The organism is Bifidobacterium saimiriisciurei (genome assembly GCF_010667655.1).
GTDB lineage: Bacteria > Actinomycetota > Actinomycetes > Actinomycetales > Bifidobacteriaceae > Galliscardovia > Galliscardovia saimiriisciurei.
On record NZ_WHZU01000001.1, the window covers coordinates 265,092 to 281,812 of the forward strand.

Genomic DNA, 16,721 nt, shown 5'->3' on the forward strand with positions numbered 1-16,721 from the left:
CGGTCGGCGAACGCCGCACGGGCCGCGTCGGCACACAGGAGCCCGACCCATGTGACGAACCTGAGGAAACGTTGCGATTCCAACGATTGATCAGCACCGTCTAATCAGCCCCGCCACACAGGCCGTACCGCCCATGTGACGGGGCGTCCGGCTACAGCAGCGTTGCGGGGTCGAGTTTGGCGAGGTCCTCGGGCGGCAGCACATCGGCGGCGTGGAGGTACAGCCTCGGGATGCGGTTGCGCAGGCAGGTGAAGATCTCGTAGCTGATGGTGCCGGCGGCGCGGGCCCAGTCGTCGGCGGTGGGCTCGGCGAACTGTTCGCCGCGGCCGGGGCCGAACAGCACCACGGTGTCGCCCTCGTGCACGTCGAGCTCGTCGGCGGAGCAGGAGCCGTGCAGGTCGACCATGAACTGGTCCATGCACACGCGGCCGGAGACGCGGTAGAGCTTCGGGCCCTCGCTGGTCATCACGCGCACGGGTCCGCCGTCCTTCTGCACATGCTTGGCGCCTTCCATGTCGAATCCGGAGGCGGAGCGGTGGATGCCGTCCGCGTAGCCGATCGGCACGATGGCGGTGGAGGTGTCATCGGGCGTCAGGTACGTGCGGCCGTAGGAGATGCCGTGGCCGGCCTCGATGTGCTTGACGGTGCCGAGCTGCGCCTGCAGCGTCATGGCGGGCTTGAGCCGCCATGTGGAGGGCGTGCCCATGGCCGGGTCGGGCTCGTAGCCGTACAGGCCGATGCCCGGACGGGTGAGCTCGAAGTGGATCTCCGGGCGGTTCAGTGTGGCGGCGGTGTTGGCCAGATGGCGGATCTCCGGCGCGATGCCGGCCTTCTCCATGCGCGCGGTGAACGCGTTGAAGTGCTCGATCTGCCGGTCGGTGGACGCCACGAACTCGGGGACGTCGGGAGAGTCGGCCACGGCGAGGTGGCTCCACTGGCCCACGATGTGGAACACGCCTTCATGCGCGTAGGCCACGAACTTCTTCAGCGCCTCGTCGAAGGATTCCTCGGTGAAGCCGTTGCGACCGAAGCCGGAGTCCACCTTCACGTGCACGCGGGCGGTCTTGCCCACGGCGCGGGCGGCGGCCGCAGCCAGGTCGATGCCGGCCATGGAACCGATGGAGATGTCGATGTCGTTCTTGATGAGCTCGCCGAACGGCACGTTCACGCCGTTGTACACCCATGTGAGAATGTGGCAGCGGTCCGGTCCGATGCCGGCCTTGCGCAGCAGCAGCGCCTCGTGCGACTGCGCGGTGCCGAGCCATGTGGCCCCGCCGGCGAGCGCGGCCAGCGCGGCCGGGATGAGTCCGTGGCCGTAGGCATCGGCCTTGACCACGCCCATGACGGCGGTGCCGGATTCGGGGCCGCCGCATACGGAGACCAGATGGCGCATGTTGTCGCGCAGGACCGCCAGGTCCACGATGCACTGCGCCGGGTACTGCTCGCACGCGTTGCGATAGTTGGTTTCGCCGTCTGCTGAAGAGAAAGCCCATTCGGGCGCTGCACTCAAAGTCATGTGCCCTATTGTGCCGCCGCTATGCGACGGAATCGTGACGAGGCTCACTTTTTCGTCATTTCCGCATATTTCCTCGCGATGAGGTCGTTGTAGAAGTCGACGGCCTCCTTGGCCGGGCCGTCGAACGCCACGCGGTGCTCGTCGAGCACGATCACGCGGTCGATGGCGTAGTCGGGGTTGGTCACGAGGCTCAGGTCGTGGGTGGCGAAGACCACCTGCTTGTCGTAGCCGAACAGGGCGCGGGCCACGGTGCGCGTGGCGTTTTCGTCGAGGCCCTTGGTGGGCTCGTCGGCCACGATGGCGGCGGGGTTGATGGCGAGCGCGCCGACGATGGCGAGCAGGTGGCGTTTCTCGCTGTCGAGGCTGGCGGCCTTGTTGCGCGCGTACGGCGTCAGTCCGAAGTGCGCGAAGAGCGCTCCGACGGTCTCGTGCCGCATGCCTTCGGGCAAGCTGCTTTTCTTCAACGGCTCGGCGACGGCTTCGGCGATGTTCTCGGCCATGTAGTAGCGCTGGGGAATCTCCTCGCGCCGTACGATGCCGATGACGTCCTTCAACGCCTTGGCGTCGGACTTGCGTGCGGGGTCGAACGCGGTGTCCTCCCCCGTCACGGGTTCGCCGTCGTCGTCGAGGATGCTCCGGACCACGCTCACCGTGCCGGTGGTGGCCTTGCGCGAGCCGTCGATGAGTTCGAGCAGCGTGGATTTGCCGGCGCCGTTGAGTCCGATGACGGCAACGCGTTTCTCGTCGATGGTGATGGTCGTCGGTTCGAGGCCGGTCTTGCCGTCCTCGTAGGTCAGGCCGGCGTCGTCGAGAATGAACGACAGCCGGCGCTTTCGGGTGTCTATGGTCTTCTTGCGGGCGAACAGATCCATCAGTCCCATGATTGGCTCCCATCGTTGTGGCTCTTCCTGTATTCTAGGGAGGCCCGGGAACGCCGATGACGGAGCATCCACGGCCGTCGGCATTCACCGTCGGCCCGGGACATCGCCCGGGGCCGACGTCCGGCCGCTTCGCAGTCCCGTGGTTCGCACATGGTTCATTCACGATTATCGTCGCGTTCATATACCGTTGGGACTGACAAAATCAAACAGATGTCTTACCATGCGGACATTGCACGTTCAAAACAATTCGTTCGTAACGATTGCTCCCGTAAGATGTTGACGGTTGCAGGAGAGTTTCCATCCCAAGAAGGAATTCATGAATAGCCTATTACGCAAAAAAGACGTGTCGAAGATAGTGGCCGAGGCCACGCCGTTGAAGCGCACGATGAAGACGTTCGATCTGACGATGCTCGGCATCGGCGCGATCATCGGCACCGGCATCTTCGTGCTGACCGGCAAGGGAGCGCTCACCGCGGGCCCGGCGCTGGCGGTCTCGTTCCTGCTCGCCGCCATCTGCTGCGGTTTCGCCGGACTGTGCTACGCGGAGTTCGCGTCGATGGCCCCGGTCTCCGGTTCCGCCTACTCGTACGCGTATCTGGCGTTCGGCGAGCTCATCGCGTTCGTCATCGGATGGAACCTCATTCTCGAATACGCATTGCAGGCGGCGACCGTCTCCGCGGGATGGGCGGGCTATTTCAACAAGCTGCTTGAAGGGTTCGGATTCCATCTGCCCGTGGAGCTCACGGCCGCATACGGCACCACGCCGGGCGTGACCACGTACTTCAACCTTCCGGGATTCGTCGTGGTGCTGCTCATCACGTGGGTGCTGTCCGTCGGCATCAACCAGACCAAGCGCGTCAACGACATCATGGTCATCATCAAGCTGGCCATCATCGTGCTGTTCATCATCTGCACCATCCGCTACATCAACCCGGCCAACTGGAAGCCGTTCTCCCCGTACGGCATCTACACGTTCCAGCCCGGTTCCACCCAGCCGTACGGCATCATCCCGGCCGCGTCCATCGTGTTCTTCAGCTTCATCGGCTTCGACGCCGTCTCGTCGTCGGCCGAGGAGACCGTCAACCCGAACAAGACGCTGCCGCGGGGCATCCTCATCTCGCTGGCCATCTCGACCGTCATCTACATCATCATGACGCTGGTGATGACCGGCGTGGTGCCCTACATGGACTTCGCGAAGTTCATCGACGCGCCCGTCGCCGGCGTGATCCTGGCCACGGGACTCAACTGGCTGGCGGTGATCGTGAACATCGGCGCGCTCGTGGGCATGACCACGGTGATGCTCGTGCAGCTGTACGGCCAGTCCCGCATCTGCTACGCGATGGCGCGCGACGGCCTGTTCCCGAAGCTGTTCGGCGAGGTGCACAAGAAGTACCTCACGCCGTTCAAGGGCACGTGGTTCTTCGGCATCCTCACCGCCATCGCAGGCGGCTTCATCAACATCAACATCCTGTTCGAGCTGGTGAACATCGGCACGCTTTCCGCGTTCATGATCGTCTCCGCCGGCGTGCTGTGGATGCGCAAGACCCAGCCGAACGCCCACCGCGGCTTCAAGGCGCCGGGCGTGCCGTTCACGCCGATCCTCTCCATCATCTTCTGCCTGGTGTTCATCGCCGGCCTGAACTGGGAGACGTGGGTGCGTTTCGCCATCTGGCTGGCCATCGGCCTTGCCGTGTACTTCGGCTTCAGCCGCCGCAACTCCGTGCTTGGCAAGCAGGCGCAGAAGAAGGCCCGCAAGGCGATCGACGAGGCCATGGCCGCCGCCGAGACCAAGACCGAGACCAAGGAGTAGTTTTCCTGCCGATACTTGGTAAAACCGATTGCAAAGGGGTCGGAAAAGGGTCGTAAACGACCGGTCTGACCAAATTGACAATGGGCGGTTCCGCCGGAATTCCGCGGAACCGCCCATTGTCATATCGGGAACCGACAAGGCCCGCTACTGGAGTTCGGAGAGCTCCTTCATGTCGCCCTTGAGGTGCTCGTAGACGGACTTGTACACGGCGAAGTACCTGCTGTAACGCCTGTGGCCTTCGACCGAGGGTTTGACGGGCTTGTCGAGCACCTGCCACCGCTTGGTCTGCTCGTAGGTGAGCAGACCGGTGCCGATGCCGGCGAGCATCACGTCGCCCATGTTCGCCTCGACGTCCTCCTTCGGGCAGACGACCGGGTAGCCGGTCACGTCGGCGAAGATCTGGCGCCACAGCTTCGACTTGGTCACGCCGCCGGCCAGCAGGATGTAGTCGCCCAGATCGTCGGATGTGGCCTCCATGGCGTCACGCAGCGAGTAGGCCACGGCCTCGAGGAACGCGCGGTAGAGATGCGCCTTGGTGTGCGCCAGCGACAGGCCCACGATGGTGCCCTTGGCGTCGGAATCCCAGATGGGGCTGCGCTCGCCCATGAAGTACGGCAGCACGACGAGCCCCTCGCTGCCGGCCGGCACCTTTTCGGCGGCCTCGTTGAGCTGGTCGTACACGCTCACGCCGGTGCGGTCCTGCTCCTCCTTCTCCCACTGGCACAGGGTGTCGCGGAACCATTTGACGATGGCGCCTGCCGTGGCGCCGCCGGCGAAGTTGTAGGAGAGCCTCCTGGCGTCGTACAGGTACGGCCACACGATCAGGCCCTTGCCCTTGACCGGCTTGTCGGAGATCAGCGCCGCGCACATCGAGGTGCCGATGGCCGCCGCGTACACGCCGGGCTCGAACACGCCGAGGCCGATGTTGGCGGCGCCGCAGTCGATGCCGGAGGCGATGACCGGCATGCCGGGTTCGAGCCCGAGTTCGGCGGCGATGTCCTCCTTGAGGCCGCCGACGATGTCGGTCGATTCGACGATGCGCTGCGGCATCATCGAGGCCGGAATGCCCATGTCGTCGAGCAGCTCCTTCGACCAGGTGCGCGTGTTCATGTCGAAGATGCCGCCGATGTTGCCGGCCGAGGAGTAGTCGATGGCCACTTCGCCGGTCATTTTGTAGATCACGTAGTCGTTCGGAGGCAGGAACAGCCTGGTCTTCGCCCAGTTCTCCGGCTCGTGGTTCTTCATCCACAGGATCTTCGTGTAGCCGTAGTACGGGTCGGCGCCGTTCTGGGTGATGCGCAGCAGCTTCTCCTCGCCGATGTTGTCGAGCACCCACTGCGTCTCCTCGTTGGCGCGACGGTCCATCCAGATCATGCAGGGGCGGACGGGCTCCATGTTCTCGTCGAGCGGGATGCCGGAGCCTCCGTAAAGGCCGGAGATGGCGATGCCCTTGATGTCGGAGGCGGCGACGCCGGACTTGGCCACGGTGTTCCTGATGGAGTCGACGGCGCCGCGGTACCACACGTCGGGCCACTGTTCGGCCCACAGGGGCTTGGGGGTGAGCACGTCGTATTCCTGCAGGTCCTGGGCGATGAGCTCGCCTTCGGTGTTCATAAGGACGGTCTTGGTGCCGGAGGTGCCGATGTCGGTGCCGAGAAGATACTTCATTGTGTCCTCGATTGTCTCGTAGGGTTGGAAATCGAAATTGTCGCGATGTCTTTATGCCGTTGGCGACGCATCGCGTACCTTGTAGGGGCGCGCCTGCGCCGTTGCAAAAAGAAATCATCCTGAACGGGGTCATGACGGCCGGTGCCGGGAATCGGATGTGGTGTGGGAATGATCCCCGGCCTTGGCCCATGTCCTTCGTTCAGGATGACGGGATGGGACTGCGCAGGCCGCCCGCCCCGTCATATCGAACACGCTGAGAGACAGGATCCATTCGATATGACGGGCGCTGCGGCAGAGCGTCAGGCCACGGATCAGAAGGCGGTGAAGGCGCCGTCGACCACGAAGTCGGAGCCGGTGGTGAACGTGGAGGTGTCGCCGGCGAGGTAGACGCAGATGGACTGCAGCTCCTCGGGCTTGCCGAGGCGTCCCATCGGGGCCATGGCGTTCCACTGGGCGATGAGCGGCTTGAGGGATTCGGAGCTCAGGGTCAGGTCGGTGCCGATGTAGCCCGGGGAGATGCAGTTGACGCGAACGCCGCGCTTGGCCCATTCGATGGCCAGCGACTTGGTCAGCTGGATGACGCCGGCCTTGGAGGCGTTGTAGGAGCACTGCGGCTGCGGCACGTTGACGATGTGCGCGCTCATCGACGCGGTGTTGATGATGGAGCCGTGGCCCTGCCTGAGCATGACCTTGCCGGCGGCCTGGGCGGTGAGGAAGATGCCGGTGAGGTTGATGTTGATGACCTTGGCCCACTGCGCGGGGGTCATCTCCTCGGCGGGGATGTTCATGCAGATGCCGGCGTTGTTGAAGGCGACGTCGAGGCCTCCGAACTCGTCGACCACCTTGGCGACCATGGCGTCGACCTGTTCGGGCTCGGTCACGTCGCACTTGATGGCGAACGACCTGCCCTCGTGCGCGGCGTCGAGCTCGGCCGCGGTCTTCGTGGCCTCGTCGATGTCCACATCGACGATCGCCACGTTGGCGCCCGCCTCCATGAAGGCCGTGGCCACGGACTTGCCGATGCCTCGCGCACCGCCGGTGACGTAGATGTTCTTGCCGTCCAGCCGCATCTTCTCGATGATACCCATGGTTACTCCTTTGTATTTGTGGTTGTTGGTTGGGTTGGTTGATTGGGTTGATTGGTTACATTTGCCGTTCGGGGTCTCCCCCGTCATGACCGACTCGCATCGGTCAGGCTTGTTTGGTCAGGCTTGCCTCGGCCTCGCGCACCTCGGCGATGTCGCCGGTGATGGATTCGACCTCGGCGATGCGCTCCTCCTCGCTCAGGCGACGTCCCTTGATGTCGAAGCCGGGCTGCTTGGGGCGGATGAAGAACGTCAGGACGAACGCGAAGGCGTACAGGATCGCGTAGGCCCAGCACACTCCGCCGAAGCCGGCGATCGGCATGACGATTGTGGCGATCAGCGGGCCGGCGAACGTGGTGAGTCCGGCGGCGAGGTTGTAGGCGGAGAGCGCCGCACCCTGCTCGCCGGGGGCGAGCGTGGTCACCACCGCCGTCAGCGGCACGAATGCGCAGGTGCCGACGCCGACGAGGAAGAAGCCGATCCACATGAGCGGTGCGTTGGCGCCGAAGAACTGCGGCACGTAGTAGACGAACAGGGTGGAGACGGTGAGCAGCAGGCAGCCGAACCAGCGCACGGGCATCATCCAGCCGAAGCGGTCGCCGAACCAGCCCCAGAACACGTTGGCGAACAGGGTGACGACGAACACGAAGCCCCAGAAGCGCATCCACGTCTCGGTGGGGAACCAGCCGCCACCGCCGTTGTTCTTCGTGGAGAGGTACAGCGGCATGATGACCGGGAAGCCGTAGAGCACGAGGTTGTTGATGACGCGCACGATGGCGGCGAAGGCGACCTGGCGGTTCTTCACCAGGATGGTCGCGCCCTTGGTGAGTTCCCGGATCTGCTCGGCGCGGTCGAGCCCTTCGGAGGCCCTGCCCTTGGTGTTCGGCACCAGCAGGATGCACATGATCGTGCCGACGATGGCGAACGGCATGGCGCACCAGAAGGTCTTGTACTCGCCGAGCACGGGGATGATGTAGCTGGGCAGGTAGGCGCCGAACACGCCGATGCCCATGGAGAAGGAGGTCCAGAACCATCCCATGGCGCTGGAGAGCTTCGCCGGATCGACCGTCTCGGCCATGAGCACGACGAACGAGTAGATGAACAGCGGGTATCCGACGCCTCGCACCGCGTAGACCGCCAGGATGAACGGGTAGCTTCCCGAGGGAAGCGCCACGCCGAGGAAGACGATCTGTATGACGATCCACCATGTGGCGCCGATCAGCATGAGCCGTTTGGCGCCGAACATCTCGGCGAGCACGCCGCTGGTCCATGCGGCGGCCGCGGCGAACAGGCCGTACAGGGTGATCAGCAGAGACGCCTGCGTGGCCGCGAATCCGTGGTCGACCATGTACTTCGAGAGGAACGTCAGCTCGAAGCCGTCGCCCGTCATGAACACCGCGATGGCGAGGAACCCGCCGATCAGTCTGCGCGTGCTGTTTGATAGCTTGCTCATCCCCGCTCCTTGTCCAATGTCGAGGACGCCGCAGTCATTGGGAACGTCATCGTCCACCTCCTTGAAAACCATGCCGTGCACCGATGCACCGCGTTTGTCGTACGCCGGGCAGGACGTTTGCGTCCGAATCGGCGAAATCACTGCGCTTCACTTTAGTTGACCACTTTTCATTAAGTGGTTGATTAAAGAATACGCACGACACCCCGCTTTGTCAATCCACTTTTATTAAAGTGGTCCTTATAATTGTAAAAGGCTTGAAAAACATACGTTTTGAAGAAACCCGGCAACCGCTCACACCGCGTGTCGCACACTACACTAAAGAACATCATGCAAGGAGGTTCGACGGCATGGAAATCGCAACGACCACAGCAATCAAGGAGCAGAAGCGCCGTCTCGTACTCGGATACATCTATCGCCATCGCCACGCCTCACGGCAGGACCTCGCCCAGGCCCTGCCGATCAGCCCACCCACCATCACGCAGAACCTCAACGACCTGGAGGATTCCGGACTCATCAAACGGTCGGGCTTTCTCGACTCCAACGGCGGCCGCCGCGCGCAGATCTACTCGTTCGACCAGACCGCCCGCATCGCCATCGGCGTGGAGATCCTCGGCTCATCCGTCGCCCTGCAGGCATACGACCTCTATGGCGAGCGCCTTGCAGGCCGAACCCATATGATCGACTACGACAACGGCGACGAATACTACGAGGCCGTCGCCGGTCACGTCAACGATTTCATCGAGGCAATCGCCGCGAAACTCAGCGTGGACGAATCATCCATTCTCGGCGTCGCGTTCGCCGTGCAGGGCATCGTCTCGCCGGACGGCAGCCACCTGACCTTCGGCATGATCCTCGGCAACACGGGTCTGACGCTCAGCCGCCTGAGCGAACGCATCCCCCACCCCTGCCGGCTCATCCACGACTCGCATGCCTCGGCCATCGCCGAGCTCTGGCTCGATGACGCCATAGCCAACGCCACCTGCATCTACCTCGATGAGCATGTGGGCTGCGCGGTGATCTCCGACGGACAGATCAACGAGGGCGAGAACCTGCGCAACGGCACCTGCGAACACATGACCCTCGCCATCGACGGGCCGGAATGCTATTGCGGGCAGCGCGGCTGCATGGATGTCTACACGTCGCGGGCGGCATTGCTCGACGATTCGGGATGCGACAGCCTCGCCGAATTCTTCAGCCGCGCGCACGACGGCGACGACGACTGCGCACGGCGGCTCGACAGGTACCTGACGTACCTGGCCCACGCCATCAAGAACGCGCGAACGGTGCTCAGCAACGACGTCATCATCGGCGGTCGCATCGCCTACCTGATGTCGGACGACGATTTCGCCGCGCTGCGAAAGAAGACCGACGCCATCGCCTCGTTCCCCGACGACCGGTTCGCCATCATCCGCAGCGTATGCTCCCAAGGCCAGAACATCCTTGGCGCGGCATTGTCATATATCAAGCCGTTCCTCGACGAGGAGATCGACACCCGCGCACGACGCTAGGACCCATAAACGATAAAAACCGAAATATGGTAAATCCGGTCATGGAGGCCCGACAAACGACCTCTGCATGACCGGATTTACCAAATAACCGAAGAATGAGTCGGATCAGTGGGTGGCGATCTCGTCGACCTTGGTGACGTGGCCGCCGAACTGGGCGCGCATGGCGGTGACGACACGCAGCACGTCGTCCGCACCGCCGCGCGACGCCTGGCGGGCGTAGAGCGCGGCGCCGGTGGCGGGCGTCGGCACGCCAAGCTCGAGCGCCGCCTCGACCATCCACTTGGCCTCGCCGGATTCGTTGGCGACGGCCGGCACGTCACGCAGTTCGGGATCGTCCTTGGTGGCGTTCTCGAACAGATCGAGCAGCCAGGATGCGACGACCGAACCCTCGCGCCACGAGACCATGGTCTTGGCGGCGTCGTCGATGTATTCGCTGCGCATCATGGTGGCGAAGCCTTCGCCGAACGCCTGCATCATGCCGTATTCGATGCCGTTGTGCACCATTTTGGCGAAGTGGCCGCCGCCGACTGGGCCGGCCAGCACCAGACCGTATTCGCCTTCCGGCTTGAGGGTCTCCAGCAGGGGCCTGACGTGGTCGAAGGTCTCCTGCTCGCCGCCGAGCATGAGCGCGTAGCCGCGTTCGGCGCCCCACACGCCGCCGGAGACGCCGCAGTCGAGGAATTTGATATCCTTTTCAGCCAGTGATGCGGCGTGGGCACGGTCCTCGGTGTACTTGGAGTTGCCGCCGTCGATGACGATGTCGCCCGGCTCGAGCAGTTCCCTGAGCCCGTCGATGGTCGATTCGGTGGGCTTGCCGGCCGGCACCATTACCCATACGACGCGAGGGGCGTCAAGCGCGGCGACGAGCGATTCGAGGCTGTCGACGTCGCGGGCGGAGTCGGGGTCCATGTCGAAGCCGACGACCTCGTGACCGCCGTCGCGAAGGCGCTTGACCATGTTGCCGCCCATGCGGCCGAGTCCGATCATTCCGATCTGCATGATGTGCTCTTTTCTTGTGTGGTGCGGATGGTGAGGAAATGAAGATATGAGGCGCGAAAGGCTCCGGACATCCGAAGGATCCGCAGAGAAACGATTATGGGCGAGGAACGATGCGAGAGCATGGATGAAAACGACGCAGGCAAGAAGGACACCCACGCAACATCTGGACGGCACCCGGACGCCCGAACGACGTCCGCGCCGCATATGAATGACGCCGGCTCCCCTCCCCCGTGAGGGGAGCCATGCGCGACGATTATGCGGCCAGGGCGCGCTCCTCGGCGGCGGCGTGCGCCTTGACGGCCTCGATGGCGCGGGCGACCATCTCGTCGACGCTGCCTTCGATGGAGACCTTGATGCCCGGCTCGTCATCCTCGAGCGGTTCGAGATCGGCGAACTGGCTGGGCAGCAGCGACGGCGGCATGTAGTGCCCTTTGCGGGCGGCCATGCGCTTGCCGATGACCTCCTCGCTGCCGACCATGTGCACGAAGAACACGGGGATGTCGCGGCGCAGCACGTCGCGGTAGGCGCGCTTGAGCGCCGAACAGGAGACGACGGTGGAGTTGCCTTCGGCGGACTGGTCGCGCATCCACTTGTTGATGGTGTCGAGCCAGGGCCAGCGGTCCTCGTCGGTCAGCGGGATGCCGGCGCGCATCTTGTCGACGCTGGCCTTGGGATGGAACTCGTCGCCTTCGGCGTAGACATAGCCCAACTGGTCCCGAACGGCCTCCGCGATGGTGGTCTTGCCGCATCCGGCGACGCCCATAACCACGACGTGCACTGTCATCGTCTGCTCCTTTGCTCGGCGGCCGCGTTGCGGCCACGATATGACTGCGATTTGATGGGATTATTATAATCAGATTTCGTAATCTTTGTCAATTTAAAAAGAGTACTTTTAAAAATTATCGTGATGCCCATTAGTTGGATTGGCATTCTTTTCGTTGATTGGTAATCTTTTTATTATGACTGATACGCCGAAATCCAACGATGGGAAAACCAACGATGCCAAGCTGATGCATCTGCCCATCGCGGACCAGCTGGCCACCGACATCATCGACGGACCATGGCCCGTGGGTACAAGCACGACGCTCGAGGACATCCAGCGTCGGTTCGGCGTCTCAAGGACGGTGGCGCGCGAGGCCGCGCGATACCTGGAGGCCACCGGCGCCGTGACCATCCGGCGCCGTGTGGGGCTGGTCGCGCAGAGCCCCGAGACGTGGGCCGCGTTGAACCCGCAGGTGATTCACTGGAAGCTGCATTCGAACCAGCGCAAGCAGGAGCTGCTGTCGCTCACCGAGCTGCGTCTCGCCGTGGAGCCGGCCGCCGCCGCATGCGCCACGCACCGCGCATCGTTGGAGACGCGGGCGAAGATGCCGGTGCTGGCGTTGGAGATGCGCAGGCACGGCGAGGCCGGCGACCTCGACCCGTTCCACGAGCTCGACATCGAGTTCCATTCGACGCTGCTGCGCAACAGCGGCAACGAGCTGTTCGCCTCGCTTGCCCCGATCGTGGAGACCATCCTGCGCGGGCGCGTGGAGATCAACATGTATCCGAGCCGGCCGTCCGCCAGCGCACTCGACGCGCACGACGAGGTGGCCGACGCCGTGTGGAAGGGCGACGCCGAACGCGCCCGCAAGGCCATGCACGACATCGTCGACGAGGTCAGCACGGTCATCGCCGCCAGATAGCCCCTCCCCCACGCGCCTCATCGCGCACCCCGCACGGCCATGTCCGAAGGCACGGCAAAAAACGCCGAAATCCGCGATCCATGGTGCCTTCGGGACGTTTCTGACGAGTAAAACGTCCCTTTCGCACCGCGAATCGCGGATTTCGGCTGTTGCGGCCCGTATGTCACGGGCCGATGGGGGATGTTCCCGGTCTTACTTCACCAGGTAGCCGCCGTCGACGGGGATGACGGTGCCGTTGACGTAGTCGCTGGCGGAGGAGGCGAGGAACAGGACCGGTCCCTTGAGGTCCTCGGGCAGGCCCCAGCGGTTGGCCGGGATGCGGACCGTGCACTCGTCCTTGCGCTCCTGGGTCATGTTGGCGCACATCTCGGTGTCCATGTAGCCGGGGGCGATGGCGTTCACGCAGATGTTGTAGCGGGCGCAGTCCACGGCGAGGCTCTTGGTGAGCTGGCTGACGGCGCCCTTGGAGGCGGTGTAGGCCGGGACGGTGGTGCCGCCGAACCAGGTGACCATGGAGCCGATGTTGATGATCTTGCCGCCGGTGGGCTGGTCCTTCATGATGGCGACGGCCTTCTGGCACATGAACCACACGTGGTTGAGGTTGATGTCGATGACGAGCTTCCACTCGTCCTCCGGGAACTCCCACGGCTGGTGGCGGCGCTGGATGCCGGCGGCCGGGATGAGCACGTCGAGACGGCCGTCGAGGATCTCCATGGCCTCGTCGAACATGCGGTCGATGTCGGCCTTCTTGGAGAGGTCGCCGACGACGGCGTAGGCGTCGTAGCCCTGGGCGCGGTACTCCTCGACGACCTTCTCCAGCTTGTCCTTCTGGACGTCCATGACGACGACCTTGGCGCCGTTCTCCAGCAGGCCCTCGGCCATGCCGCGGGAGAGGCCCTGGGCGCCGCCCGTCACGATGCAGTTCTTGCCGGCGACGTTGAACTTGTCCTGGTAGTTGAAAGCCATCATTGGCTCCTTTCAATTGTTCCTATTGGATAGGTGTTGTTTGGTTTCGGTTGGTTTGCTTGGTGGATATTAAGTTATGGGTCTGTGTTTTATGGATCCGTGATGGACGGTCCGGCGGGCGCCGGCCGGTCACGGGGTGACGAGGGCGCCGTCGCGGCGGCGGGTCTGCGTCCACGTGGTCACCGTGTTCTCGCACGGGTACTTGGCGGCCTCGGCCTCGTCGAGGTCGACGCCCAGGCCCGGCTTGTCGTTGGCGTAGACGTAGCCGTCCTTGTACTCGGGCAGTCCGGGGAACACGTCGAGCAGTGCGCCGTGCGGTCCCTTGAGCTCCTGGATCACGAAGTTCGGCGGCTCGATGCCCGACCATTCCTGCACGCCGAAGTTCTGCGCGGCCAGGTCGATGTGGATGTTCGCCGCGTGGGCCAGCGGCGACATGTCGCCCGGGCCGTGCCATGCGGTGCGCACACCGAACTGCTCGGCGAAGATCTGCAGCTTGCGGGCGGCGGTGATGCCGCCGATCTGGCTGATGTGCACGCGGATGAAGTCGATGAGGTGCTCGGTGATGAGCGTCTTCCATTCGGCCGAGTTGTTGAACAGCTCGCCCTGTGCGATCGGGATGCTGGTCTGCTGGCGCAGGCGGCGCAGCCAGTCGGTCTGCTCGATCGGCACCGGGTCCTCGAGGAAGAACAGCTCGTAGGGTTCGAGAGCCTTGGCGAGCTGCAGGGCCTCGACCGGGGCGATGCGCTCATGCACGTCGTGCACGAGGTTCATGTCGTAGCCGATGCGGTCACGGATGCCGGCGAACAGCTCGACCGTGTCGTGGATGTACTTCTTGGAGTCGAGGTAGACGCCTGGGTGGGCTCCTTCGGGGGCGGTGGCCGGGGTGTTGCCGTAGTCCTCGCCGCCGTAGCCGCCGCACTGGCAGCGGATGGTGGTGATGCCCATCTCCTGGAACTGCTGGATGTTGTCGCACAGCTCCTCGAGGTCACGGCCGTCGGCGTGGCGATAGACGGGGATGCCTTCGCGGACCTTGCCGCCGAAGAGCTGGTAGACCGGCATGCCGGCCATCTTGCCCTTGATGTCCCACAGCGCCATGTCGACGCCGGAGATCGCGTTGTTGGAGATCGGTCCGTTGCGCCAGTAGGCGTTCTGGTGCATGAGCTGCCAGATCTCCTCGATGTTCTCCACATCGCGGCCGCGCAGCAGCGGGTCGAGGTACTCCTCCACCACGGTCTTCACCGCGAGGTGGCGGTAGGCGTAGGTGGCGCAGCCCAGACCGTAGAGGCCCGGCTGGTTGGTCTCCACGCGGACGACGACGAGGTTGATGCCTTCGGGCGCCGTGCAGATGACGCGCACCTTGTCGATGGTGACTGTCATGTCGTTCTCCTTGGATTTGGATGGTCGTACGGTTCGGATGATTGTTGCGGTTGTGTTTGATTGTTGCGGTCGGGGTCGCGGCCTGGCCCCGCGACCCCGGATTGCACGTCGGTTACATCGCGTCTTCTCGGGTGGTGAGGTCACGGCCGGCGACTTCCGGCATGACCACCGCTGCGAGGAAGGTGAGCACGAGGCAGACCGCCATGATGGCCGCGATCGCGATCCACGATCCGCCGAACGCCGTGACCAGCGCGGCTGCGGTCAGCGGGCCGAAGCCGCCGGCGATGAGGTTCGGGATCTCCTTGGAGAGGGCGAGCTGCTCGTAGCGGTGTGCGGAGCCGAAGCACTCGGCCATGGTCAGGTTCTCCAGCGAGGCGAGCGAGAGCACGGCGAGGTTGTGCAGCACGATGTAGCCGATGAAGAACAGCAGGTCGGGGTTCGAGAAGTGCGGGACGAGTCCGGAGGAGGTCTGCTCCATGGTGGTCTGCGTGCCGAGGTTGTTGACCATGAGCAGGAAGCAGGGCACCAGCAGGAACACATCGATGATGGTGACGACCATGTACATGCGCTTGCGTCCGAAGACATCGCCGAGCCAGCCGATCAGCGGCACGGTGGCGAATCCGACGAGCGAGGAATACACGACGACGCTGGAGGCGACGGACTTGGAGACGAGCAGGTTGGCGGTCATGAAGGTGATGAGGTAGGTCTGCACCATGGCGGAGGTGCCGCACTGGCCGAAGCGCAGGATGCAGGCGACGATGAACGCCTTGAGGGAGCGCGGGGTCTTGGCGATCTCGGCGGCGGCCTTCTTCTCGGCCTCCTTGCGGGCCTTCTCGGCCTCGGCGTCGGCGGTCTTGTTCAGCGGCTTGTCGTACTCGGCGATGGTCTCCTCCACCGAGGCCTCATAGACCGGGGTCTCCTTGAGGTGCATTCGGATGAAGACGGCGGCGCCCATCACGATGACGGAACCGAGGAACGGGATGCGCCAGCCCCAATCGACCACGGCGTCGTTGCCGAGCCATGCCAGCAGCACGGCCCAGATGGCGCCGGCCAGCAGGGTGCCGGAGTTGGTGCCAAGCGCGGTGAAGGCGGAGACGATGCCGCGATGCTTCTTCGGGGCGTATTCGGCGAGGAGCACGGAGGAGCCGGCGATCTCGGCGCCGGCGCCGAAGCCCTGGGCCAGTCGGAGAACCACCAGCAGCGCCGGGGCGAGGAGTCCCACCTGGTCGAATGTCGGCAGCGCGCCGATCAGCGTGGTGGCGCAGCCCATGATGGCGATGGTGATGAACAGCACCTTGGTGCGGCCGATGCGGTCGCCGAGGCGACCGAAGTACCAGGCGCCGATCGGGCGGGCCACATAGCCCACGCCGTACACGGCCATGGCCGACATGATGGCCACGGCGGCGGAGCCGTGTCCGAAGAAGATGTCCTTGAAGACGAGTGCGGCGGCCAGCGAGTACAGCTGGAAGTCCATGAACTCGAGCGCGGTGCCGAGCCAGCCGGAGACGGCGGCCTTGATGAGATCGGCGGTGGTGCGTTCGGCCAGGGTGGGATCGGATTTCTCGGCCGCGGGTTCGACGTTGACCGCGGTCATTTCGGCGGCGACCTCGGTCGTTCCGTCGATGGTCATAGCAGACGACATGGTTTGCTTCACCTCATATATATATACGTAATCGGTTATCGGCACGGGCGGCATTGTCCGCGCCGCAGTATCGGAATCGTTTTGTCCGTATCGTTCGTATTTCGGGGAATCGTGTGATGTCGGGGCCTTTC

At 64.0% G+C, this 16,721-nt stretch carries 13 protein-coding genes; 3 read left to right on the forward strand and 10 right to left on the reverse strand.

Features of this window, described 5'->3' with window-relative positions:
- Positions 1-151 precede the first annotated feature (151 nt).
- Complete coding sequence (gene alr / locus GFD18_RS00960) at positions 152-1,516, reverse strand: alanine racemase (protein ID WP_100509921.1); 1,365 nt, start codon at positions 1,514-1,516, stop codon at positions 152-154.
- A gap of 44 nt (positions 1,517-1,560) precedes the next feature.
- Positions 1,561-2,397 carry an ATP-binding cassette domain-containing protein gene (locus GFD18_RS00965; RefSeq protein ID WP_100509922.1) on the reverse strand — a complete coding sequence of 279 codons (837 nt, stop codon included), beginning with the start codon at positions 2,395-2,397 and terminating at the stop codon, positions 1,561-1,563.
- Positions 2,398-2,713: 316 nt separating this feature from the next.
- On the opposite strand from GFD18_RS00965, the gene GFD18_RS00970 reads away from it, so the two are divergent.
- Positions 2,714-4,207 carry an APC family permease gene (locus GFD18_RS00970; RefSeq protein ID WP_100510430.1) on the forward strand — a complete coding sequence of 498 codons (1,494 nt, stop codon included), beginning with the start codon at positions 2,714-2,716 and terminating at the stop codon, positions 4,205-4,207.
- A 144-nt stretch (positions 4,208-4,351) separates the two neighbouring features.
- Here GFD18_RS00970 and GFD18_RS00975 read toward each other — a convergent pair whose 3' ends face one another.
- From GFD18_RS00975 to GFD18_RS00985, 3 genes are all read right to left on the reverse strand, one after another.
- The gene (locus GFD18_RS00975) at positions 4,352-5,875 is read right to left on the reverse strand and encodes an FGGY-family carbohydrate kinase (RefSeq protein WP_100509923.1); all 1,524 of its coding nucleotides are present in this window, start codon (positions 5,873-5,875) and stop codon (positions 4,352-4,354) included.
- Positions 5,876-6,186: 311 nt separating this feature from the next.
- Positions 6,187-6,963, reverse strand: coding sequence for an SDR family oxidoreductase (locus GFD18_RS00980; RefSeq protein WP_100509924.1), 777 nt, complete (start codon positions 6,961-6,963; stop codon positions 6,187-6,189).
- A gap of 103 nt (positions 6,964-7,066) precedes the next feature.
- Entirely contained in the window at positions 7,067-8,413 is a 1,347-nt protein-coding gene (locus GFD18_RS00985; RefSeq protein WP_100509925.1) for an MFS transporter, read from the reverse strand.
- 347 nt (positions 8,414-8,760) lie between these two features.
- Here GFD18_RS00985 and GFD18_RS00990 point away from each other — a divergent pair, with 347 nt between their 5' ends.
- Entirely contained in the window at positions 8,761-9,921 is a 1,161-nt protein-coding gene (locus GFD18_RS00990) for an ROK family transcriptional regulator (protein WP_100509926.1), read from the forward strand.
- A 105-nt stretch (positions 9,922-10,026) separates the two neighbouring features.
- Here GFD18_RS00990 and gnd read toward each other — a convergent pair whose 3' ends face one another.
- Both gnd and GFD18_RS01000 read right to left on the reverse strand, forming a co-directional pair.
- Entirely contained in the window at positions 10,027-10,920 is an 894-nt protein-coding gene (gene gnd, locus GFD18_RS00995; RefSeq protein WP_100509927.1) for a phosphogluconate dehydrogenase (NAD(+)-dependent, decarboxylating), read from the reverse strand.
- Between the two features lie 253 nt (positions 10,921-11,173).
- Positions 11,174-11,704, reverse strand: coding sequence for a gluconokinase (locus tag GFD18_RS01000; RefSeq protein WP_100509928.1), 531 nt, complete (start codon positions 11,702-11,704; stop codon positions 11,174-11,176).
- A 175-nt stretch (positions 11,705-11,879) separates the two neighbouring features.
- Between GFD18_RS01000 and GFD18_RS01005 the strand changes: the two genes are divergently transcribed.
- Positions 11,880-12,605, forward strand: a complete 726-nt coding sequence (locus GFD18_RS01005; RefSeq protein ID WP_100509929.1) for a FadR/GntR family transcriptional regulator — start codon at positions 11,880-11,882, stop codon at positions 12,603-12,605.
- A 192-nt stretch (positions 12,606-12,797) separates the two neighbouring features.
- Here GFD18_RS01005 and GFD18_RS01010 read toward each other — a convergent pair whose 3' ends face one another.
- From GFD18_RS01010 to GFD18_RS01020, 3 genes are all read right to left on the reverse strand, one after another.
- Positions 12,798-13,574: an SDR family NAD(P)-dependent oxidoreductase gene (locus GFD18_RS01010; protein ID WP_207759977.1), complete on the reverse strand. Its 777-nt coding sequence runs from the start codon at positions 13,572-13,574 to the stop codon at positions 12,798-12,800.
- 126 nt (positions 13,575-13,700) lie between these two features.
- Complete coding sequence (locus GFD18_RS01015; RefSeq protein WP_100509931.1) at positions 13,701-14,948, reverse strand: enolase C-terminal domain-like protein; 1,248 nt, start codon at positions 14,946-14,948, stop codon at positions 13,701-13,703.
- A gap of 112 nt (positions 14,949-15,060) precedes the next feature.
- The gene (locus GFD18_RS01020; RefSeq protein WP_225432816.1) at positions 15,061-16,590 is read right to left on the reverse strand and encodes an MFS transporter; all 1,530 of its coding nucleotides are present in this window, start codon (positions 16,588-16,590) and stop codon (positions 15,061-15,063) included.
- Positions 16,591-16,721 lie beyond the last annotated feature (131 nt).